We start from the raw sequence: 20,382 nt of genomic DNA, 5'->3' as shown, positions 1-20,382 counted from the left end.
ATGTCGATGTTCGAAGCCACCGGGGTTGGGTCGCATCCGGGTGAGGATCATTTCGAGGCCCTCCGAGTGGTGTTCGGTGAGTTGCCCGGTCTGCCGTACCTGCCGGAGTTGCCAGGCCGCGGCGTGGGCGCCGACCTGGTGGGGCGGACGGCGGCGCTGCTCGTGGACCTGCCGGTGGAGGTGCAGCCGTCGGGCTGGCGGCTGTCCGACCGGCCCGGGCGCGACCACCAGCGGGCGGTCGACCATCTCAGACGCGATCTCGACGGCCTGGAGGAGATCGGGCACGACTACGCGGGGCCGCTCAAGCTGCAGGTCTGCGGGCCGTGGACGCTGGCGGGCGCCATCGAGCTCAAGTACGGCGACAAGATGCTCGCCGACGCCGGAGCCGTACGCGACCTGACCGCCTCGCTCGCCCAGGGCGTCGCCGACCACGTCGCGGAGGTACGGCGGCGGCTGCCCGGCGTCACCGAGATCGTCCTGCAACTCGACGAGCCCGGCCTGCCCGGCGTGCTCGCGGGCACCGTGCCGACCGCCTCGGGCTTCGGGCGGCTGGCCGCCGTGGAGGGCTCGCGGGTGGCGGAGTCGATGCGCCTGTTCGGCGACCCGATCGTGCACTGCTGCGCGCCGTCGGTGCCGCTCCGCCTCCTCCGTACGGCCGGCGTCCGCGGCGTCTCGGTGGACGCCGCCCTGCTCAGCCGCAGGGACGACGACGCCGTGGGGGAGGCGCTGGAGGCGGGGCTGCTGCTCTTCCTCGGGGTGGTGCCGGGGACCGACACCCGGTTGCCCGATACCGGCGTCGTCGCCAGGCCGGCGGTGGATCTGTGGCGGCGGCTCGGGTTCCCGCCCGACAAGCTGGCCGGGCAGGTCGTGCTGACCCCGGCCTGCGGGCTCGCCGGAGCCTCTCCCCGCTACGCGCGGGCCGCGCTGGCCGCCTGCCGCAAGGGCGCCCAGGTGCTGCGCGACGATCCGGCAAGCGGGCTGCAAGCCGGGTGAGTAGCCTCAGTTTCATGATTTTTCGCACCGTGGCGGTCGGCGTCACGCTCCTGATCGCGTCCGCGTCGATCGCCACTCCTGCGGCGGCCGCCGCCAACCCGGAGATCTGGAACTGGGGCTCCATCTACTCCGCCGACAAGGCGGGCAAGGCCAAGGGCAAGGTCGTCCTCGACCGGCCGGGATTCGTGGTGAACGGCAAGCTCTACGACTTCCCCGGGCGGAGCGGGTGCTCGTGGCTGAAGTTCCGGTGGGTCAAGGAGGACGGCGGCAGGGGCGCCAAGGCGTTCCACAACTGTTCGGGGACCAAGCCGCTGAAGTTCTCCTTCCCGACCGGTTACATGCTCTCGATCGAGGGCCGGGTCTGCCGCGGCACCGCCGTGAAGGTCACCGGCAAGTGCTCGGGATGGGACGGCGTCTGGTCCCAGGGCGGCTGACCTCCGCCTCTGGGCGCTGTCGAAGGTGCCCGTTGTCGGTGCTCGGCGATAGCGTTTGCCTTGGGTGCTGGACGGAAGGAGACCCTGGTGAGCGAGCCAAGCGTCGATGGCGTGCCTGTGGCCGCGCGTGAGCGGCACGCCGAGGTGAGCGAGCTGGTCGAGGAAGCCCGCTATCGCTATTACGTGCTCGACCGGCCCACGGTCAGCGACGCTCAGTTCGACGAGTGGTTCAACGAACTGCTCGCGCTGGAGGCGGCGCATCCGGGTCTTCAGACGCCGGACTCGCCGACGCAGAAGGTCGGCGCGCCGGTGGCCGGCGACTTCGCCAAGGTCGACCACCTGGCGCCGATGGAGAGCCTCGACAACGCCTTCGACCCGGCCGGGATGGCCGCCTGGCAGGCGCGGGCCGAGCGGCTGGCCGAGGGGGAGCCCGGACCGTACCTCTGCGAGCTCAAGATCGACGGGCTGGCCATCGCGCTGGTCTACCGCGACGGGCGGCTGGAGCGCGGCGCGACCAGGGGCGACGGCCGGACGGGCGACGACGTGACGCCCAACGTCCGCACCATCGAGGGCGTGCCCCACCGGCTCAAGGGAGCCGACGTCCCCAGCCTGATCGAGGTCCGGGGCGAGGTCTACATGCCGGTCGCGGAGTTCGGGCGGCTCAACGAGCAGCTGGTCGCGCAGGGGGTCGCCCCCTTCGCCAATCCGCGCAACGCCTCGGCCGGCTCGCTGCGCCAGAAGGATCCGCGGATCACCGCCCAGCGCCCGATGCGCATGATCGTGCACGGTGTCGGCGTCTGGGAGGGCGCGGCCGAGCCCAAGGCGCAGTCCGAGGTCTATGAGCGGCTGCGCGAGTTCGGTCTGCCGGTCAGTGACCTCTACCAGGTGGTCGGCGGCCCCGCCGAGGTCGACGCCTTCATCGAGCACTACCGCGTGCACCGCCACGACCCTCCGTACGAGATCGACGGCGTGGTGGTCAAGGTCGACGACTTCCGCACCCAGCGCGAGCTCGGCTCCACCTCGCGGGCGCCGCGCTGGGCGATCGCCTTCAAATACCCGCCAGAAGAGGTCAACACCAAGCTGCTCGACATCCAGGTGGGCGTCGGCCGCACCGGCCGCGTCACGCCGTTCGGGGTGATGGAGCCGATCAGCGTCGCCGGTTCTACGGTGGAGCGCGCCACTCTCCACAACGCCGCGGTGGTGGCCGCCAAGGGCGTGCTCATCGGAGACACCGTCGTGCTGCGCAAGGCGGGCGACGTCATCCCCGAGATCCTCAGCCCGGTCACCGACCTGCGCGACGGGTCCGAGCGGCCGTTCGTCATGCCGACCCACTGCCCCGAATGCGGCACGGAGCTGGCCTACGAGCAGGAGGGCGACGCCGACCTGCGCTGTCCCAACGCCCGCGGCTGCCCCGCGCAGATCCGCGAGCGGTTGTTCTTCGCGGCCCGGCGCAGCGCGTTCGACATCGACGGGCTCGGCTACGTCGCGGCGACCGCGCTCAGCCAGCCGCTGCCGCCCCAGGAGCCGGTCGTACGCACGGAGGCCGACCTGTTCGACCTGACACTCGACCAGCTGATCCCGATCAAGTCCGTGGTCCGCGACAAGGACAGCGGCCTGCCCAAGATCGATCCGAAGACGGGCGAGCAGAAGGTCGTCTCGTTCTTCTCCAACATCAACGGCGAGCCCAGCCAGAACGCCCACAAGCTCATCGAGGAGCTGGCCCGGGCCAAGCAGGCGCCGCTGGCCAATGTCCTGGTCGCGCTGTCCATCCGCCATGTCGGGCCGCCCACGGCCCGCGACCTGGCCGTCGCCCTGCGCTCGATCGACGCCGTCATGGCGGCCTCGGAGGAGGAGCTGGCGGCCATCAAGGGCATCGGGCCGCGGGTGGCCGCCACGATCCGCGCCTGGTTCGAGGTCGACTGGCATCGCGAGATCATCAGCCGCTGGCGGGCCGCGGGGGTCCGCATGGAGGACGAGCCCGCTCCCGAGAAGGGGCCCCAGATACTTGAGGGCCTGACCTTCGTGGTGACCGGCACGCTGCCGGGCTTCACCCGCGACTCCGCCGCCGAGGCGCTCAGCGATCGGGGCGGCAAGGTCGCAAGCTCGGTGTCGAAGAAGACCTCGTTCCTGGTGGCGGGCGACAACGCCGGGTCCAAGTACGACAAGGCGGTCAGCCTGGGCGTGCCGATCCTCGACGGTGACGGCTTCGGGGTGCTCCTCGCCGATGGGCCGGAGGCGGCTTCACAGGTGGCCGTCACTCCTCAGCCATAGGTCATATACGGGCTGTTGATGGCGAGTATACTAAGAGTGATTTCGGGGTATATGTCCGAAGGATAAGTGACGGAACGTACGCGGTTGGTTTCGCGAAGTGGGGTAAAGGTCGTACCCTCCCATAGTGACCTAATGGGGGTTCTGTTACTGATGGCTGACCCAACCGACACCCGCGACACAGGGCCACGCGCCGGGACGCCTCTGTGGGCGTTCCTCGTGGGCATCACCGTGATCGGCTCCACCGCGCTGGCCGTGGCCATGCTCAGACTCGACCCGGCCGGCCTGGCGGAGCTCGCCCGTACGCCCTTGTTCTGGGTGCTGACCGCGCTCGTGGTGCTGGGCGAGCTCAGGCCCGTCATGGTGTCCTCCGCGACCGCCGTCGGCGGCACGTACCCCTCCACCATGTTCACCTTCGCCGTGCTCCTGCACTTCGGCCTGCCCGTGGCGGTGCTGATGCAGGCGGTGGCCGTGGTGATGAACGGCGTCGTCACCCGTAAGGCGTGGCACCGGGTGATGTTCAACATCGCCCAGTCGACGCTCGCGCTGACCTCCGCCGCCGTGGTGCTCGGCCTGTTCGGCATCGTGCCGAGCCCGGCCACGCCGTGGGTGCCCACGGGCGCCGACCTGCTGGCGATCTCGCTGGCCGGCATCGCCTACTTCGCCGTCAGGGCCGCGCTGGTGAGTGGCGCGGTCGCGCTGCACGAGCGCCGGTCGATCACTCGCGTGCTGAGGGCCAGCCTCGGCCCGCAGAGCCTCGTCTACGCCGCGCTGCTCGGCCTGGCGCCCCTGGTCGTCGTCGTGATGACCCACTCACCCACCCTCGTGCCGCTGTTCGTGGCGCCCCTGGCGGCGGTCTACTTCACCGCCACCCTGTCGATGCGCCGCGACCACCAGGCCATGCACGACGAGCTGACCGGCCTGCCCAACCGCAAGATGCTGATCGTGAGCACCGAGGAGGCGCTCGCCGAGGCCCGCCACGACGAGCGGGTCGGCCTGTTCCTGCTCGACCTCGACCGGTTCAAGGAGGTCAACGACACAATGGGCCACCCGGTCGGTGACCGCCTGCTGCAGATGGTCGCCCACCGGCTCACCCATTCCGTACGCCCCGGCGACGTCGTGGCCCGGCTGGGCGGTGACGAGTTCGCCGTACTGCTGCCCTCCATCAGGGACGCCCACGCGGCCCGCGAGGTGGCCGCCCGGCTGCGCGCGGCGCTCACCGAGCCGGTACGCCTGGAGGGCATGTCGTTCGACCTGGACGGCTCGGTCGGCATCGCGCTCTACCCCGACCACGCCCCCGACTTCGAACTGCTGCTCCAGCGTGCCGACGTGGCCATGTACCTCGCCAAGGAGGGGCGCACCGGCGTGGAGCTCTACCAGCCGGACAAGGACCGCAACTCGCCCGAACGTCTCAACCTCCTCGGCGACCTGCGGCGGGCCGTGGACAACCGCGAGCTCAGGCTGCACTACCAGCCCAAGGTCGGCATGGCCACCGGAGCCGTACACGGCATGGAGGCCCTGCTGCGCTGGCATCACCCGGTGCACGGCCAGATCCCGCCGTCGGAGTTCATCCCGCTGGCCGAGCAGTCCTACCTCATGCGCCAGCTCACCGAGTACGTCATCGAGGCGGCCCTGGAGCAGGCCGCCCGCTGGTGGCACAGCGGCCTGCGCGTGCAGGTCTCGGTCAACATCTCCGCCCGCGACCTGCTCGACTCGGCCCTGCCCGAGCAACTGGAGGCGGGGCTGGCCAAGCTCCGGCTGCCGCCGTCGGCGATCCAGCTGGAGGTCACCGAACGCATCCTGATGGGCGACCAGGCCTACACGCACGAGACGATCAAGGCGCTGGCCGTGCTCGGCGTGCCGCTGTCCCTGGACGACTTCGGCACCGGCTACTCCTCGCTGATCAGGCTGCAGCGGCTGGCGGTGTCGGAGGTCAAGATCGACGCGTCGTTCGTCCGGCGCATCGCCGAGTCCGACGACGACTACCGGATCGTGCGCTCCATCGTCGACCTGGTCCGCTCGCTCGGCCTGAGCTCGGTCGCCGAGGGCGTCGAATCCGACGACGTGGCCATCCGGCTCACCGAGATGGGCTGCGAGATGGGTCAGGGCTGGCTGTTCCACAAGCCCATGCCGCCCGCCGAGGCCACGGTCTGGCTGCGCGAACACATCGAGACCCAGCCGGAGATCGAGTACGGCTACCGCTCCGGGGTCACCCAGACCGCGTGACGCGTGGAACCCCTGTGGTGAGGGTTAATGGGTTCGGTCCCGCTCCGTCAAGGCCCCTAGGATGACAGTGTCCCAACTCCATCCACGAAACGGGTTACACGACTCATGTCCGCCATAACCCGCGACGAGGTCGCACACCTGGCCCGGTTGTCCAGGCTGGCCCTCACCGACGACGAACTCGACCACTACGCCACGCAGCTCGATGCCATCATCGAGTCGGTCGCGAAGGTGGCAGAGGTCGCCGCCGAGGACGTTCCGCCTTCGTCGCACGCGCTTCCGCTGACCAATGTCTTCCGCGCCGACGAGGTGCGACAGTCCCTGACGCCCGAGCAAGCGCTGTCCGGCGCGCCGGCCGTCGAGGACGACCGCTTCCGGGTGCCGCGCATCCTTGGGGAGGAGGCATGAGCCTGATCCACAAGACCGCCGCCGAGCTGGGCGCGCTGATCGCCGGTGGCGAGGTCACGGCCGTCGAGGCGGCCGAGGCGCATCTCGACCGCATGGCCGAGGTAGAGCCCAAGGTCAACGCGTTCCTGCACGTCGATCGCGAGACCACCGTCGAGCAGGCCAGGGCCGTCGACGCCCGGCTGGGCGCCGGTGAGCGGCTCGGCCCGCTGGCCGGGGTGCCGATCGCGCACAAGGACATCTTCGCCACCGCCGACATGCCGACGACGGCCGCGTCCAAGATCCTCGAAGGCTGGCGCCCGCCGTACGACGCGACCGTCACCAGCCGCCTGCGCGCGGCCGGACTGGTCATCCTCGGCAAGACGAACCTCGACGAGTTCGCCATGGGCTCCTCCACGGAGAACTCCGCCTACGGCCCGACGCGCAACCCATGGGACCTGTCCAGGATCCCCGGCGGGTCGTCCGGTGGTTCCAGCGCCGCCGTCGCCGCGTACGAGGCGCCGCTGTCCACCGGCACCGACACCGGCGGCTCGATCCGGCAGCCCGCGTCCGTGACCGGCATCGTGGGCATGAAGCCCACCTACGGCGGTTCGTCGCGTTATGGCCTGATCGCGTTCGCCAGCTCGCTCGACACGCCGGGCCCGTTCGCCCGCAACGTGCTCGACGCGGCGCTGCTGCACGAGGCGTTCTCCGGGCACGACCCGATGGACTCCACCTCGATCGACGCGCCCGTGCCGTCCGTGGTCGAGGCCGCCCGGCAGGCCGACATCTCCGGCATGCGCATCGGCGTGGTCAAGGAGTTCGGCGGCGACGGCTACCAGCCCGGCGTGCTGGCACGCTTCCACGAGGCCGTCGAGCTGCTCGAATCGCTCGGCGCCAAGGTCGTCGAGGTCTCCTGCCCGTCGTTCTCGACCGCGCTGCCCGCCTACTACCTGATCGCGCCGTCGGAGTGCTCCTCCAACCTGGCGCGCTTCGACGCCATGCGCTACGGCCTGCGCGTCGGCGACGACGGCACCCGCAGCGCCGAGGAGGTCATGGCGCTGACCAGGGCCGCCGGCTTCGGCCCCGAGGTCAAGCGGCGCATCATGCTCGGCACCTACGCGCTGTCGAGCGGCTACTACGACGCCTACTACGGCCAGGCGCAGAAGGTCCGCACGGTCATCTCGCGCGAGTTCGAGGCCGCCTACCACCAGGTGGACGTACTGGTCTCGCCGACGACGCCGACCACGGCGTTCCCGATCGGCGAGCGCGCCGACGACCCGATGGCCATGTACCTCGCCGACCTGTGCACCATCCCGTCCAACCTGTCGGGCAACGCGGCCATCTCGGTCCCGTGCGGCCTGGCCGACGAGGACGGGCTGCCGGTCGGTCTGCAGATCATGGCCCCGGTGCTGGGCGACGACCGCTGCTACCGGGTCGGCGCCGCGGTCGAGCAGGCCCTGGAAAGCCGCTGGGGCGGCAGCCTGCTGTCCAAGGCTCCGGCGCTGTAGGGAAGCTTTGTAGGGATTCGTAGGGAGAGGGGACGGCGGCGTGCTCACGCGCATTGAGATCGACGGGTTCAAGTCCTTCCTGGACTTCGAGCTCGACGTGCCGCCGTTCCTTGCTCTGGTCGGTCCGAATGCGAGTGGTAAGTCCAACTTGCTGGACGCATTGGGCTTCGCTCGCGCGGCGTTCCTGGCAGGCAGGCCAGGGCTGAGCACGTCAAACGACCCGCTGCTCGCAGTACCCCGTGGTAAGCCGCAGGAGTTGTTTCACCGGCCGGTGGGGTCTGCTTCCGTCTCCAGGTTCACGATTGGCGTGGAAGCAGACATGCGGGCGTCGGATGGGCGAGATAGGACCTATGCCAGTGTCACGGCGAGCAGGGAGCCCGCTGACTGGGTTCTGACGGCGGTGCCTGGGTGGTCGGACATGATCTGGCCGCAGGAAGCAAGATCTTGGCACTTCCATCTGCCTGACTTGGCGGCCATCCGGAAGCCGGTTACGGCGCTCGACCGCGGGCCGCTGGCGGAGAATGGCGCAAATCTGGCCGCTGTGCTGGGCCGGCTGTCCCTCACCGGTGAGCTCGGCGAGCTGATGGTCGACCTGGCGGCGCTTCTGCCTGATGTGACGGGCGTCCGCCCGGTGCTCGACGAGCGGCAGCAGGAGTGGTCCTTCGACATCCTCGTGGACCGAGAGCCGATGCCTGGCAGGCTCGCGTCAGACGGCACGCTCAGGGTGCTCGCCCTACTCGCGGCCCTCTACGACCAGGCCTCTTCGGGTCCGCTGGTGGTGGCGGAGATCGAGAACGGCCTCTATCCGAGCAGGCTCGGGGAGCTTTTGAGGAGGATCGCTCAGCGAGTCGGTGCCATTGCGAGCCCCTGGCAGCAGGTGATCCTCACCAGCCATTCGCCCGTGGTCGTCTCCACCTTGTACCGGACAGCCCCGGAATCGCTTGTCTTCCTGGAGGCGGCCTGGCGTGCCGGAGGTGGTCACCCGCGATCTCGGGTGACCCTCGCCAAGCCTGTTCGTGCTGAGGGTGAGCCGGGTACCTTCACATCTCCTCGCCAAGTTCGCTCCTATCTGAGCGCTGTTGAGCAGGCTGCATGAGCTGTCTCCTCATACCTGGGCTCGTCGCGGCGGGCGACATCGGTGAGCGAATGCGAGCTCTGAGGCGCTGGGGAGCCGTGGATTCCTCTGAGCGCCTGATTGATAGCGTGAAATGCGACGATCTGAACTAAGGACTTCATCATGACTGTCGGTACGCACATGCCGTACGACGAAGCCCTCGCCCGGTTCGAGCCGGTGCTCGGGCTGGAGACGCACGTCGAGCTCGGCACCGCGTCGAAGATGTTCTGCGGGTGCAAGACGACCTTCGGGGCCCCGCCCAACACTCAGGTCTGCCCGACCTGTCTGGCGTTTCCCGGTTCGCTGCCGACGGCCAACGCCGTCGCGATCGAGTCGACGATCCGCATCGGCCTGGCGCTGAACTGCTCGATCGCCGAGTGGTGCCGCTTCGCCCGGAAGAACTACTTCTATCCGGACATGCCGAAGAACTACCAGATCTCCCAGTACGACGAGCCGCTCTGCTTCGACGGCTACCTCGACGTCGAGGTCGACGGCCGGACCGTGCGCGTCGAGATCGAGCGGGTGCACCTGGAGGAGGACACCGGCAAGTCCACCCACGTGGGCGGGGCGACCGGCCGCATCCAGGGCGCCGACTACTCGATCGTCGACTACAACCGCGCCGGCATCCCGCTGGTGGAGATCGTCACCAAGCCGATCGAGGGCACCGAGAGCCTGGCGCCCGACGTGGCCAAGGCGTACGCGACCGAGCTGCGCGAGATCATGCGCACGCTGGGCGTCTCCGACGTGCGCATGGAAGAGGGCTCCATGCGCTGCGACGTCAACGTCTCGCTCATGCCCCGCGGCTCGTCCGAGTGGGGCACCCGTACCGAGACCAAGAACGTCAACTCGCTGCGCAGCGTCGAGCGTTCCGTGCGGAGCGAGATCGAGCGGCAGGCGGCGATCCTCGCCGACGGCGGCCGGATCCTCCAGGAGACCCGCCACTTCCACGAGGACACCGGCGTCACCACGCCCGGCAGGTCCAAGGAGGAGGCGCAGGACTACCGCTACTTCCCCGAGCCCGACCTGGTGCCGATCGCGCCCGACCCGGCGTGGGTGGCCACGCTCAAGGACGCGCTGCCCGAGCTGCCGTCGGTCCGGCGCAAGCGGCTGCAGGCCGAGTGGGGGGTCTCCGACCTCGACATGCAGGCCATGCACAACGCCGACGCGTTCGACCTGGTCGAGGCCACGGTCGCGGCGGGCGCGCCGGCCGCCGACGCGCGCAAGTGGTGGATGGGCGAGCTGGCGCGGCGCGCCAACGAGTCCGCTGTGGCCCTGGCGGACCTGCCCATCACGCCCGCGCAGATCGCCCGCGTCACCGAACTGGTGGCCTCGGGCGCGCTCAACGACAAGCTGGCGCGCGAGGTGCTCGAAGGCGTGCTGGCCGGGGAGGGCTCGCCCGACGAGGTGGTCGAGCAGCGCGGGCTGAAGATCGTCAACGACGAGGGTGAGCTGTCGGCGATCGTCGACCAGGTCCTCGCCGCCAACGCCGACGCGGCCGAGAAGGTCCGCTCCGGGAAGATCGCCGCGGCCGGTGCGCTGGTGGGCGGCGTGATGAAGGCCAGCCGCGGCAAGGCCGACGCCGCTCGGGCCCGCGAGCTGATCCTGGAGAAGCTGGGCGTCTCCGAGTAACCCCCGACGAGCAACCCTGCTGGCGAGCGACCTGTCGACGACCACCCCCTCGACAAGTAGCCCGCCGATGAGTAGCCCGTCGCCGAAGGCCCCGCCACCCCGCTGATGAAGCGAGGCGGCGGGGCCTTCGCGTGCCCACCCCGCGGAGAGCGTCAGCGCACTTCCTGTCGGCCGTCATCCGGCTGAGCTGGCGGTGTACGTGGGTCGGCGGACGTGGATGACCGGGGACGGCCCGAAGGCGGTCTTCGCTGATGCGGCCGCCGGGCTGGCTGCGGGCCCCTCTAAGGGCGCCGCCACCCGGAAGCTGCGCGACCCCGACGCGCGAGATGAAGACGCTGAAGACTTCGACGAGGACGATTCCTCGTAGCGCGGGGGGCTGCCGCCGCGCGTAGCCCTGACGCGCCGCTGCTCAGGTCAGACCCGCGTCGAATTTCTATTATGCCAATTGACACAAGCTGATGATCGGCTCTACTGTCCTTCCCGTGAGTATGGGCAAAGATCGTGGACGGCCGCGTAAAGACCCACACACCCTGGCGCGATGGACACCCCCCGAGGGCTGGTCCCGGCTGGTCGCCTGGGTCTCACCCGCTGAGAAGAAGGCGCTGAAGCACGTCGCTGTTGACGCCGGGGTGTCCGTCGCCGATCTCGTCCGGGCTTTGGCTGGCGGATTGGCTGGGGGGGCCATCACTCATGAGGAACTACTCGGCCATGTGCAGAAGGGAAGGCAAGTAATGGAGAAGATCCCCACGCTCTTCGAGCGCGATGACCGGTTCCGGGTGGTCGACCGGCCCCGGGCCGATTGCGCATGGGTCTTTGATGGCGAAGGGGTGGGGACCGAGAAGCTCGATGGCACCAATGTCCGTCTTACGGTGCGTTCGGGCCAGATTGTCCGGGTGGAAAAGCGACGCAACCCGAGCAAGGCGCAGAAGCAGCAGGGAATCGTGGACGGCTGGTACGTCGACACCGCGGAAGATTCCGCCGAGGACAAGTGGATCCTGGAAGCGGGCCGCAACACCGACGTCTCGGGGTGGCCGGATGGTGAGCACACCTGCGAGGCGCTCGGCCCCCGTATCCAGGGCAACCCGCTGAAACTTGATGAGCATCGGTGTGTCCCGTTCAACCTGCAGGTGCCGGCCTATGAGGATGTTCCCCGCAGCTACAAGGAGCTGCAGGATTTCCTCGCCGTGTTGGAAAGCAGGTTCGCTCCCGGACATCTCGCCGAAGGGATCGTCTTCCACCATCCCGACGGCCGCCGCGCCAAGATCAAGCGTAAGGACTTCCCGCGCAGCGCCTGACGTTCAATTCTCCACGTCGATTCCCCGGTAGCAGGTGACCATCGCCTGCGGCATCACGGCTGCTCGAGTGCCCGGTAGATGGTGCCGCGGCCGACGCCGAACGCCTTGGCGATCTCGGCCACGGTGATGCCGCGGGCCCTCGTACTGGGCCTGGGCGAGCGCGACCTGCTCGTCCGACAGCTTCGCGGGCCGACCGCCCAAGCGGCCCCGGGCCCGGGCGGCCTGGCGGCCCACGGCCGCCCTCTCGGCGATGAGCTCCCGCTCGAACTCGGCCAGTGCGGCGAAGATATGAAAGACCAGCCGACCGGTGCTGGTGCTGGTGTCGATCCCCTTCCCCCTAGTCCTCCCATGACGCGGGCATGACCGGTTCGACGTGGCGTCGTGTCACAGGGCAATGCCGACGCGGCCGAGAAGGTCCACTCCGGGAAGATCATTGCGGCCGGTGTGCTGGTGAGCGGCGTGATGAAGGCCAGCCGTGGCAAGGCCGACGCCGCTCGGGTGTCAGCGGTCAGAAGGGGCCGATGTGCGGTCGGGGCCGGGGCCGCTGAGGGCTGAGGTGGTCGTCACCAGGGGCGCATGGGCGGTCGAAAGGGCTGAGGTGGTCGTCACCAGCGCGAGCAGGCGGTCGATGAGGCCTTCGTCCTCAGGGGACTGCTCACTGGCCCAGCCGATCGCGTTGGCCAGCCGGAGCAGGTCCTTGATGTCCAACCCCTCGGGTGCGGAGCCGGCGCGGCGGGCGTGGTCGAGCAGTGCGGCGCCGGTCGCGGTGATCTCCTCGTGGCAGGCCGCCAGGGCGCCGTCCGCAGGCCAGGAGGCCAGCTGCGTCGCCACCAGTCCGCGCATGGCCGTCGCGTGTACGGCCACCGCCCGCAGCCACGTCCTCAGCGCCCCGTCCGCTGATGCCGCGGAAATCGCTGAGACCCTGGACGGCGCTGAGGCCCCGGATGGCGCCGACGCCTCGGATGGCGCCGACGCCTCGGGAAGCGCGGACGCTTCGGCGAGCAGTGCCTGCCCCTGTGCGCAGAGTCCCGCCACGTCGTCTCTGATCACTGCCACCAGCAGGTCCTGCAGCGTCGGGAAGTGCCGGTAGAGGGTGCCCGGTCCTACCTCGGCCCGTTGCGCCACCTGGTTGAGCGAGGCGTCGGGGCCGTGCTCGGTGAAGACGGCCCTGGCCACTCGTACGATCCGCTCGCGGTTGCGCAGCGCGTCGGCCCGCATCATTTGACGGCTCCCTGGTTGCTAAGTGGAGAGGTTCTCCCTATTGTATCGAACCGGAGAAGTTCTCCGTTAATGGGGAGTTGAACACGTGAAGATCGGAATCGCCGTCGGCGACGTACGCGGTCCCGCGACGCTGGAGGAGCTGACCGAGCAGGTCAGGACCGCCGCCGAGCTCGGCTACAGCACCGCGTGGGCCAGCCAGGCACTCGGCTGGGACGCGCTCACCGCGCTGACCGCCGTGGGCGGGCAGGTACCGGGCATCCCGCTCGGTACGGCCGCCGTCCCGGTGCCGCAACGCCATCCGCTTGTGCTGGCCGGTCAGGCGCTCAGCGTTCAGGCCGCCACGGGCAACCGCCTCACGCCCGGGATCGGCGCGGGGATCGCGATGATGGTCGAGTCGATGTACGGCCTGCCCGCCGACAAGCCCGTACGGCGGATGCGCGAATACCTGTCGGTGCTCAGACCCCTCCTACGGGGTGAAAGCGTGGCGCACCACGGCGAACTGCTCACCGCCTCGGGCTCGGCCGCCGTGCCCGGCGCGGAGCCGCCTCAGGTGCTGCTGGCGGCGATGGGTCCGGCCATGCTGTCCCTGGCGGGCGAGCTCGCCGATGGCGTGGTGACGTGGATGACCGGCCCGCGCACGCTGGCCGGGCACATCGTGCCGTCCGTCACGAAGGCGGCCGAGTCCGCCGGACGCCCCGCGCCCCGGGTGATCGCGGGACTGGTGGTGTGCGTGACGGACGACGAGGCCGGGGTGCGCGAGCGCGTCGCGGAGCAGTTCGCGCTGGCGGGTCAGGTGCCGGAGTATCGCGCCATGCTTGACCGCGAGGGCGTGGCCGGACCGCAGGACGTGGTCATCGTGGGCGACGAGGCGGCCGTGGCAGAGCAGATCGGCAGGCTGGCGGACGCGGGCGTCACGGAGTATCTCGCCGCTCCGTTCGGCACCTCTGAGGAGCAGCATCGCACCATCCAGGCGGTCGCCGCGCTCGCGACGGGGGCCTAGGACGACCGCCTCGCCATGTCTCGCCACCGTGTGCCCTCGTTATGCCCTGCCCAAAGCTACGAAGCGGGAGCGAGACGACGGGCGGCGTAGTCGCTGAACTCCCGGGCGGTTGCCGAGGGGCCGCGTGCGGCCAGCTCCGCGCGGAACGTCCGGAGCAGCCCCATGCCACGGTTGGTGTCCGCCTGATCTGCGAGCAGGTCGACCACGGTCCGCGCGGTCGCGCACCCTTCATCCATCTGCCCGCGTCGAAGTTGGGCCGTGGCCACCCGGCCGAGCCATGTCGCCCGGTCGCGCGGGTAGCGATCCCCGCATGAGGTGGCGGCGGCGACCAGCTCGCGCTCGCTGCCCGCGTAGTCCCCCAGGTCGTACAGCGCGCTGCCAAGCTGTGCCGTGATACGCGCTTCGTCCAGCCAGTACGCCCACGGCGGGGAGTCCCCCGACACCGCGCGGTTGAGCAAGGCATCGGCCCGGGTGAGCGCGGCCCGTGCGGTCGCCGGGTCGTCGACCTTCGCGTACGCCCGGCCGACCCGGGCCCAGGTCATCGCCTGCACGACCTCCGGAATCCGGGCCGCCACCGCCGCGGCGGTGTCCATGAGCTTGGTCGCGTCGGTGAGGCGTCCGGTCGCGTACGCCTGGATACCCATGAATCCGACGATGTTCACGCCAAGTGCCCGGTCACCGATCGCAGACGCGGAGCGGAGCGCGGCGAGGTAATACGCTTGGGCGGCGGCGTGCTGGCCCGAGTCGAACGCGGCCCACCCGGCGAGGCGGGCTATCTCCGCGGCCGTGCCGTACAGGCCACAGCCGACGTCTGTCGAGTAGGTGCCGTTCTTCAGCAGCTCGGTGACGAACCGGAAGTCGGCGTGCAGCGCGTCGAGCAGCACCGCCCCGCCATGTTCGTCGTCCATCCGCCGGCGGGCGGCGATGAGCTGTTGAAGCTCGGCGACGAGGGCGGCGCCGACGTGGCGACCGCGTTGCTGAGCGGCGATCCACGGCTCGGGGTTGATTCGCCATTCGTAGACGGGGAGCAGCAGTTCGGCCCCGGTGAGGATGAGGAACTCTCGGCGATCCACGAGCGCCCCTTTCGCGACGTCGTCGAGTGCGTTGACCGTGCCTTGCTGATCCCATGTCTCTGTCGCGCACGCTGCGACCCCAGTGGGAAGCCAGTGCGGCCAGCTCGCGCGTACGTCGTCGGCGACCTCGAACAGGTCGCGTAGCGCCCGCTGGGCGGCAGCGTCGGGAGTCACGCCCCGCTCCCATCGGGTAACGGTCTTGCGGGTGGTGCCCAGTCCTTTGCCGCGTAGCAGTGCGGCCAAGGTCTCCTGAGACCACCCGCGCTGCTGTCTTGCGTCGGCGAGCCGATGCCGTGCTGGTGGAGCGAGATCGGCCATGAGACCCCTCCTGACCCCTGTCTGTCCCCGGATGCCCTCAGAGGGACACCCGGGCCCCTCCTGAAGACCCCTGCCGGTGTCTTTGATCACCTCTGCGCCTCGATTTCCATGGGGAGTGTGAAAACGCGAGGAGTTGCCGTACTACCTGGCCGAGTCCGCTGTGCGCCCGGTCCGTTGAGCCCACGCCAGGATCTGGTCTTCCCACCAGTAGTCCATGTTGGCCACCTTGCCGGCGGCTTGCGGGAAGGGCTCCACCCGCTTGGCCCCGGCCGCGCGCTTGCGCCAGGCGTTCACGGTGTTGACGCTCACGCCGAGCAGGGTGGCGACGTCGCTCATAGCGAGCGGTCGAGGGCGCGCAGTGAGGCCGGACATGAACGTCAGTGTATGCGCGTTCGGCGCGCGCTGAAAGGAGGTGCACCTAACTTCGGTGCGGCGAGGAGTGTACGACCAGCTCGATCCAAGTCAGGCCTGCGCGGTGCTGGAACACCGAAGCATGCCCCTGATCCCCGATCCGACCTGGTGGGCGGTGCTCGATGAAGAGCTATCCCATTCGCCGTTGTCCAACATGGTGCGAGATGCTGGTGCACCGCGGCCCGGAGGCCATCGAGCAGCACCAGTGCCACATCGCCGACTTGATCCAGGGCTGGATCTACATGTCCGTGTTCCTGGAGCAGCCGAACGTGGAGTGGATGGACGAGCCGCCCATGATCCGCATGGACGCCTTCGGCATTTTCGATCCTGTGTTCGATGTCGACCTCGTGCTCACGCCCGATCTGGCCGCCGAGATCGTCGAGCTGCTCGACGGCGTCGACGGCCAGGAGGACCTCCGCGAGGTTCTCGCCGAGGCGGTCGCGCTGTCCCGGCTTCGCCCGTCGACCGGCATGTACCTCGCGATGACGGGGCAGCACTGATGGCCGGCCAGCTCTCGGTGCTGCGCAGCACCTACCCCGGATGGGACATCGACTTCGAGCGCGATTCGTCCGGCCAGTTGTGGTGGACCGCCGAGCTGCGCAAGGCCGTCACCCTCGAAATGGTGGCGACCGGGGTTGTGCAGTGCGTCCGGCAACCGGATGCGATCGCGCTCGCGGCGAGCTCCGGGGCTGTGATCGTCCAGGCGAGCGCGGGCCGCCCCAACACGTCCGGAGGGGCGCAGTCTCCGGGCTGGCCGCGGCCTACGCTGTGTCGCCCCGCGCGGCCCCGGCCTTAACTCAGTGGTCCTAGTTGATGCAGAATTCGTTGCCCTCCGGGTCGAGTAGGGTGATCGCGTAGTAGTCGGGCAGGCCCTCCACCACGAGCACCTTCGACAGCGTCGCCCCCAGCCTGACCAGCCGCTCGGCCTCGGCGTCGAGCTGGGCACGGCGGACCTCCACCGGCCGGTCCCCGGAGGTGACGGACAGGTCGAGGTGGAGGCGATTCTTGAGCACCTTGCCTTCGGGCACCTTCTGGAACCACAGTCGCGGGCCCACCCCGGCCGGATCGATGACCGAGTCGTAGCCGCCGTCGCCCGTCAGCTCCTCCTCGGGCAGCCCCCGGGCGCGCCAGTAGTCCTGCCAGGTGGCGAAGCCCTGCGGGGGCTCTTCCAGCCGGTAGCGCAGCGCCTCGGCCCAGAACCGGGCCAGCTTGTCGGGGTCGGCGCAGTCGAACGACACCTGTATCTTCACGGCCATGCCTGCCATGATGCCCGGCTGGCACGACATAAACGGGGCTCCACCGGTTCGGACAGGCCGGCGGAGCCCCAGAGGAAATCCCACAGGGCCGCCGCCTAGTCCTCCTCCCGGGACGCGGGCGTGGCCGGTTCGACGTGGCGCCGTTCCATCAGCTTCCTGAACAGAGGCGCGAGCAGGGCGGCCAGGGAGAGCAGCAGGAGGATCACCGCGATGGGGCTGCGCACCAGCGCTGTCACGTCGCCCCCGCCGATGGCCAGCGCCCGGCGCAGCTGGATCTCCGCCATCGGCCCAAGGATCAGGCCGATCACCGCCGGGGCGACCGGCAGGCCGAAGCGGCGCATCGCGTACCCCAGCAGGCCCAGCAGGAAGAGCGCGACCAGGTCCACCACCGAGCCGTTCAGCGCGTACACGCCGAGCGCGGCGAACAGCACGATTCCCGCGTACAGGTACGGCCGGGGGATGCGCAGCACTCGAGCCCACAGCGGCGCCAGCGGCAGGTTCAGCACGAGGAGCATCGTGTTGCCGATGAACAGCGACGCGATCATGCCCCACACCAGGGCCGGGTTGTGGTCGAACAGCTGCGGCCCGGGCTGCAGGCCGTACTGCTGGAAGGCGGCCAGCAGGATCGCGGCCGTCGCGGACGTGGGCAGGCCCAGCGTCAGCAGCGGCACCAGAGTTCCGGCGGCCGAGGCGTTGTTGGCCGCCTCGGGGCCGGCGACGCCCTCGATGGCGCCCTTGCCGAACTCCTCCTTGGCCACGCCGCGCGCCAGGCGCTTCTCGGCCGCGTACGACAGGAAGGTCGGGATCTCGGCGCCGCCGCCGGGCAGCGCGCCGAACGGGAAGCCGAACGCGGTGCCGCGCAGCCAGGGCAGCCACGAGCGGCGCCAGTCGGTACGTCCCATCCAGGCCCGGCCGACCGGTACGACTTCGGGCAGCGAGTGGCGCAGCCGCGAGGCCACGTACAGGGCCTCGCCCAGCGCGAACAGCCCGACCGCCACGACCACCACGTCCACGCCGTCGAGCAGCTGGTCCAGGCCGAGCGTGAGCCGGGCCTGGCCGGTCTGCTGGTCGATGCCGATCAGCCCGATCACCAGGCCGAACCCGAGTGAGGCCAGGCCGCGGACGACCGAGCGCGACAGCACCGACGAGACCGCGGTGAAGGCCAGGATCGCCAGCGCGAAGTAGTCCTCGGGCCCGAAGGAGATGGCGAAGCTCACCACCGCGGGGGCCGCCACGACCAGCAGCGCGGTCGCGATGGTTCCCGCCACGAACGAGCCGATGGCCGCCGTGGCCAGCGCCTGCGCCGCCCGCCCGCGCCGGGCCATCTTGTTGCCCTCCAGCGCGGTGATCATCGAGGACGACTCGCCGGGGGTGTTGAGCAGGATGGAGGTGGTCGAGCCGCCGTACATGCCGCCGTAGTAGATCCCGGCGAACATGATGAACGCGCTGGTCGGCGGCACGGTGAAGGTGATGGGCAGGAGCAGCGCCACGGTCATGGCGGGGCCGATGCCGGGCAGTACGCCGACGAGGGTGCCGAGGGTGACGCCGATGAGCGCGTACATGAGGTTGACCGGCGTCAGCGCCCCGGCGAACCCGTCGAGCAGCAGCTGGAACGAATCCACCTAGATCACCCCCCGCAGCAGCCCGCCCGGCAGCGACACGCCCAGGCCCTTGACGAACAGCAGGTACGTGGCGATCCCCAGGACCACCCCGACGCCCGCCGCGCGCAGCTTGTGCTCCGCGCCGAGCACCACCGAGAGGCCGAAGAACAGCAGGCTCGCGGCGATGATCCAGCCGAGGACGTTCAGCACCGCGGTGAACGCCAGGAAGATCCCGCTCACCAGCCCGACGCTGCGCCAGTCGGCGGGGGCGTCCACGTCGACGTCCTCGCTCTCCTCGGGGTCGCCGCTGCCGCCCCTGAACACGTCGGCCACATAGAACAGGCCGATGACGATCATGGAGCAGCCCACCAGCATCGGGAAGAACCGCGGTCCGATGCCGAGCTGCGAGGCGGCCGCGGACACGTCGAGCGTCCCGAGCACGACGAACACGCCGAGTGCCAGCACGATGACGGCCAACCCCAGCTCGGGCCGCCACCGCCAGCGCTGCTTCTGGCCAGTGTTGTCAGCGGACATCAGGAGACGACACCCAGCTCGGCGATGATGGCCTTGACCTTGGTCTGCTCGGCGTTGAGGTAGTCGGCGAACTGCTGACCGGTCTGGAAGGAGTCGATCCAGCCGTTCTTGGCCACCGCGTCCTTCCACGCCTGCGAGTCGTGCATCTTGGTCACCTGGTCGGTCAGCGACTTCTTGGCCGCCTCGTCGAGCCCGCCGGGCGCCACGAAGCCGCGCCAGTTGGTCAGCTCCACGTTCAGCCCGGCCTCCTTGAGCGTGGGCGCGTCGAGGTCGGGCAGCCGCTGGCCCGAGGTCACGGCCAGCGCGCGCAGCTTGCCGGACTTCACGTGCTCGGCGAACTCGCCGACGCCCGAGATGCCCGCGCTCACCTTGTTGCCGAGCAGCTCGTTCAGGGCCTCGCCGCCGCCGGAGTGGGCGATGTAGTTGACCTGCTTGGGGTCCACGCCCGCGGCCTTGGCCATCAGCCCGGCCGCGATGTGGTCGGTGCCGCCGGCCGAGCCGCCCGAGATGGACACCTTCTTCGGGTCGGCCTTCCAGGCGGCGACCAGGTCGGCCACCGACTTGAACGGGGAGGCCGCCGGGACCACGATGATCTCGTACTCCTCGGTCAGCTTGGCGATCGGTGTCGTCTGGGCCAGCGTGACCTTGGACTTGTTCTGCTCGATCGCGCCCACCATGACCAGGCCCATGGTCATCAGCAGGTTGCCGTTGCCCTTCTCACCCGCCAGCTGGGCCAGGCCGATGGTGCCGCCCGCGCCGGGCACGTTGAACACCTCGACCTTGCGCTTCGGGTCGACGGACTTGAGCGCCTGCTCGGCCGTACGGGAGGTCTGGTCCCAGCCGCCGCCCGGTGAGGCGGGAGCCATGATGCGCAGCGCGCCCGTGCCTCCGCCGTCGGAACCTGAGCCGGCGCCGCAGCCGGACACCGCGGCGACGGAGAGCGCCGCGACGGCGGCGAGTATGCGGAGACGCATGATCACTCCAAAGGGGGGATTTCACGTTACGGAATACTGGATGGTGAAGTCCGTTGCCGATGGAGTCGACCCTTTTCACGATAGCCGTCATATAGGTCGTATTGGTCGCAACCCCCCTCGCAACCCCCCTGTGACCTCGGCAT

21 protein-coding genes and 1 pseudogene are annotated in these 20,382 nt (G+C 69.8%); 13 read left to right on the top strand and 9 right to left on the bottom strand.

All coding sequences use genetic code 11. The annotated features are described in order from the left end of the window. The 9 genes from AB0B61_RS06955 (at nt 1) to AB0B61_RS06915 (ending at nt 11,851) form a co-directional block, all read left to right on the top strand. Entirely contained in the window at nt 1-993 is a 993-nt protein-coding gene (locus AB0B61_RS06955; protein ID WP_358429040.1) for a methionine synthase, read from the top strand. Between the two features lie 14 nt (nt 994-1,007). Next, nucleotides 1,008-1,427, top strand: a complete 420-nt coding sequence (locus tag AB0B61_RS06950; RefSeq protein ID WP_358429038.1) for a hypothetical protein — start codon at nt 1,008-1,010, stop codon at nt 1,425-1,427. Nucleotides 1,428-1,514: 87 nt separating this feature from the next. Beyond that, entirely contained in the window at nt 1,515-3,698 is a 2,184-nt protein-coding gene (gene ligA / locus AB0B61_RS06945) for an NAD-dependent DNA ligase LigA (RefSeq protein WP_358429036.1), read from the top strand. A 150-nt stretch (nt 3,699-3,848) separates the two neighbouring features. Beyond that, nucleotides 3,849-5,921, top strand: a complete 2,073-nt coding sequence (locus AB0B61_RS06940; protein WP_358429034.1) for an EAL domain-containing protein — start codon at nt 3,849-3,851, stop codon at nt 5,919-5,921. Between the two features lie 105 nt (nt 5,922-6,026). Continuing rightward, the gene (gene gatC, locus AB0B61_RS06935) at nt 6,027-6,326 is read left to right on the top strand and encodes an Asp-tRNA(Asn)/Glu-tRNA(Gln) amidotransferase subunit GatC (protein ID WP_101787882.1); all 300 of its coding nucleotides are present in this window, start codon (nt 6,027-6,029) and stop codon (nt 6,324-6,326) included. Next, nucleotides 6,323-7,813, top strand: a complete 1,491-nt coding sequence (gatA, locus tag AB0B61_RS06930; RefSeq protein ID WP_358429032.1) for an Asp-tRNA(Asn)/Glu-tRNA(Gln) amidotransferase subunit GatA — start codon at nt 6,323-6,325, stop codon at nt 7,811-7,813. Before gatC ends, gatA begins: the two co-directional genes overlap by 4 nt. A gap of 40 nt (nt 7,814-7,853) precedes the next feature. Beyond that, nucleotides 7,854-8,909, top strand: a complete 1,056-nt coding sequence (locus tag AB0B61_RS06925) for an AAA family ATPase (protein ID WP_358429030.1) — start codon at nt 7,854-7,856, stop codon at nt 8,907-8,909. Nucleotides 8,910-9,050: 141 nt separating this feature from the next. After that, nucleotides 9,051-10,556: an Asp-tRNA(Asn)/Glu-tRNA(Gln) amidotransferase subunit GatB gene (gene gatB, locus AB0B61_RS06920; RefSeq protein ID WP_358429028.1), complete on the top strand. Its 1,506-nt coding sequence runs from the start codon at nt 9,051-9,053 to the stop codon at nt 10,554-10,556. Between the two features lie 482 nt (nt 10,557-11,038). Continuing rightward, nucleotides 11,039-11,851 carry a hypothetical protein gene (locus AB0B61_RS06915; protein WP_358429027.1) on the top strand — a complete coding sequence of 271 codons (813 nt, stop codon included), beginning with the start codon at nt 11,039-11,041 and terminating at the stop codon, nt 11,849-11,851. A 53-nt stretch (nt 11,852-11,904) separates the two neighbouring features. On the opposite strand, the gene AB0B61_RS06910 is transcribed toward AB0B61_RS06915, so the two are convergent. Further along, a complete protein-coding gene (locus AB0B61_RS06910; RefSeq protein WP_358429339.1) occupies nt 11,905-11,979 on the bottom strand; it encodes a helix-turn-helix domain-containing protein in 75 nt (24 codons plus the stop codon). An 85-nt stretch (nt 11,980-12,064) separates the two neighbouring features. After that, a pseudogene (locus tag AB0B61_RS06905) lies at nt 12,065-12,178 on the bottom strand (recombinase family protein); the annotation flags it as partial. 54 nt (nt 12,179-12,232) lie between these two features. Here AB0B61_RS06905 and AB0B61_RS06900 point away from each other — a divergent pair. After that, nucleotides 12,233-12,406, top strand: a complete 174-nt coding sequence (locus tag AB0B61_RS06900; RefSeq protein WP_358429025.1) for a hypothetical protein — start codon at nt 12,233-12,235, stop codon at nt 12,404-12,406. Here AB0B61_RS06900 and AB0B61_RS06895 read toward each other — a convergent pair. Then, the gene (locus AB0B61_RS06895) at nt 12,353-13,072 is read right to left on the bottom strand and encodes a TetR/AcrR family transcriptional regulator (protein ID WP_358429023.1); all 720 of its coding nucleotides are present in this window, start codon (nt 13,070-13,072) and stop codon (nt 12,353-12,355) included. The two genes, AB0B61_RS06900 and AB0B61_RS06895, sit on opposite strands and share 54 nt — an antisense overlap. Nucleotides 13,073-13,157: 85 nt before the next feature. Between AB0B61_RS06895 and AB0B61_RS06890 the strand changes: the two genes are divergently transcribed. After that, the gene (locus AB0B61_RS06890) at nt 13,158-14,072 is read left to right on the top strand and encodes a TIGR03564 family F420-dependent LLM class oxidoreductase (RefSeq protein WP_358429021.1); all 915 of its coding nucleotides are present in this window, start codon (nt 13,158-13,160) and stop codon (nt 14,070-14,072) included. Nucleotides 14,073-14,128: 56 nt separating this feature from the next. Here AB0B61_RS06890 and AB0B61_RS06885 read toward each other — a convergent pair whose 3' ends face one another. Both AB0B61_RS06885 and AB0B61_RS06880 read right to left on the bottom strand, forming a co-directional pair. Beyond that, nucleotides 14,129-15,463 (bottom strand): helix-turn-helix transcriptional regulator, encoded by a 1,335-nt coding sequence (locus AB0B61_RS06885; RefSeq protein ID WP_358429019.1) that lies wholly within the window; start codon nt 15,461-15,463, stop codon nt 14,129-14,131. Between the two features lie 141 nt (nt 15,464-15,604). Further along, nucleotides 15,605-15,835: a hypothetical protein gene (locus AB0B61_RS06880; protein ID WP_358429017.1), complete on the bottom strand. Its 231-nt coding sequence runs from the start codon at nt 15,833-15,835 to the stop codon at nt 15,605-15,607. A 203-nt stretch (nt 15,836-16,038) separates the two neighbouring features. Between AB0B61_RS06880 and AB0B61_RS06875 the strand changes: the two genes are divergently transcribed. Beyond that, nucleotides 16,039-16,374, top strand: a complete 336-nt coding sequence (locus tag AB0B61_RS06875; protein WP_358429015.1) for a hypothetical protein — start codon at nt 16,039-16,041, stop codon at nt 16,372-16,374. Continuing rightward, the gene (locus AB0B61_RS06870) at nt 16,374-16,670 is read left to right on the top strand and encodes a hypothetical protein (RefSeq protein WP_358429013.1); all 297 of its coding nucleotides are present in this window, start codon (nt 16,374-16,376) and stop codon (nt 16,668-16,670) included. The genes AB0B61_RS06875 and AB0B61_RS06870 overlap by 1 nt, the downstream gene beginning before the upstream one ends. Before the next feature lie 10 nt (nt 16,671-16,680). Here AB0B61_RS06870 and AB0B61_RS06865 read toward each other — a convergent pair whose 3' ends face one another. The 4 genes from AB0B61_RS06865 to AB0B61_RS06850 form a co-directional block, all read right to left on the bottom strand. Continuing rightward, nucleotides 16,681-17,130, bottom strand: coding sequence for a VOC family protein (locus AB0B61_RS06865; protein ID WP_358429011.1), 450 nt, complete (start codon nt 17,128-17,130; stop codon nt 16,681-16,683). A gap of 95 nt (nt 17,131-17,225) precedes the next feature. Further along, on the bottom strand, nt 17,226-18,752 hold the full coding sequence (locus AB0B61_RS06860; RefSeq protein ID WP_358429009.1) for a tripartite tricarboxylate transporter permease: 1,527 nt from the start codon (nt 18,750-18,752) through the stop codon (nt 17,226-17,228). Next, nucleotides 18,753-19,265, bottom strand: a complete 513-nt coding sequence (locus AB0B61_RS06855; RefSeq protein ID WP_358429007.1) for a tripartite tricarboxylate transporter TctB family protein — start codon at nt 19,263-19,265, stop codon at nt 18,753-18,755. Beyond that, complete coding sequence (locus AB0B61_RS06850; protein ID WP_358429005.1) at nt 19,265-20,239, bottom strand: tripartite tricarboxylate transporter substrate binding protein; 975 nt, start codon at nt 20,237-20,239, stop codon at nt 19,265-19,267. Before AB0B61_RS06850 ends, AB0B61_RS06855 begins: the two co-directional genes overlap by 1 nt. Nucleotides 20,240-20,382: the final 143 nt, after the last annotated feature.

This window comes from Nonomuraea sp. NPDC049158 (assembly GCF_040648335.1).
Classification (GTDB): domain Bacteria; phylum Actinomycetota; class Actinomycetes; order Streptosporangiales; family Streptosporangiaceae; genus Nonomuraea.
This window is presented reverse-complemented; position numbering and strand designations above follow the sequence as displayed.

Coding starts and splice junctions, on each gene's coding strand:
- AB0B61_RS06955 (WP_358429040.1), top strand. CDS start 1: ATGTCGATGTTCGAAGCCACCGGGGTTGGGTCGCATCCGGGTGAGGAT.
- AB0B61_RS06950 (WP_358429038.1), top strand. CDS start 1,008: ATGATTTTTCGCACCGTGGCGGTCGGCGTCACGCTCCTGATCGCGTCC.
- AB0B61_RS06940 (WP_358429034.1), top strand. CDS start 3,849: ATGGCTGACCCAACCGACACCCGCGACACAGGGCCACGCGCCGGGACG.
- gatC (WP_101787882.1), top strand. CDS start 6,027: ATGTCCGCCATAACCCGCGACGAGGTCGCACACCTGGCCCGGTTGTCC.
- gatA (WP_358429032.1), top strand. CDS start 6,323: ATGAGCCTGATCCACAAGACCGCCGCCGAGCTGGGCGCGCTGATCGCC.
- gatB (WP_358429028.1), top strand. CDS start 9,051: ATGACTGTCGGTACGCACATGCCGTACGACGAAGCCCTCGCCCGGTTC.
- AB0B61_RS06895 (WP_358429023.1), bottom strand. CDS start 13,072: ATGATGCGGGCCGACGCGCTGCGCAACCGCGAGCGGATCGTACGAGTG.
- AB0B61_RS06885 (WP_358429019.1), bottom strand. CDS start 15,463: ATGGCCGATCTCGCTCCACCAGCACGGCATCGGCTCGCCGACGCAAGA.
- AB0B61_RS06880 (WP_358429017.1), bottom strand. CDS start 15,835: ATGTCCGGCCTCACTGCGCGCCCTCGACCGCTCGCTATGAGCGACGTC.
- AB0B61_RS06875 (WP_358429015.1), top strand. CDS start 16,039: ATGCTGGTGCACCGCGGCCCGGAGGCCATCGAGCAGCACCAGTGCCAC.
- AB0B61_RS06870 (WP_358429013.1), top strand. CDS start 16,374: ATGGCCGGCCAGCTCTCGGTGCTGCGCAGCACCTACCCCGGATGGGAC.
- AB0B61_RS06865 (WP_358429011.1), bottom strand. CDS start 17,130: ATGGCCGTGAAGATACAGGTGTCGTTCGACTGCGCCGACCCCGACAAG.
- AB0B61_RS06855 (WP_358429007.1), bottom strand. CDS start 19,265: ATGTCCGCTGACAACACTGGCCAGAAGCAGCGCTGGCGGTGGCGGCCC.
- AB0B61_RS06850 (WP_358429005.1), bottom strand. CDS start 20,239: ATGCGTCTCCGCATACTCGCCGCCGTCGCGGCGCTCTCCGTCGCCGCG.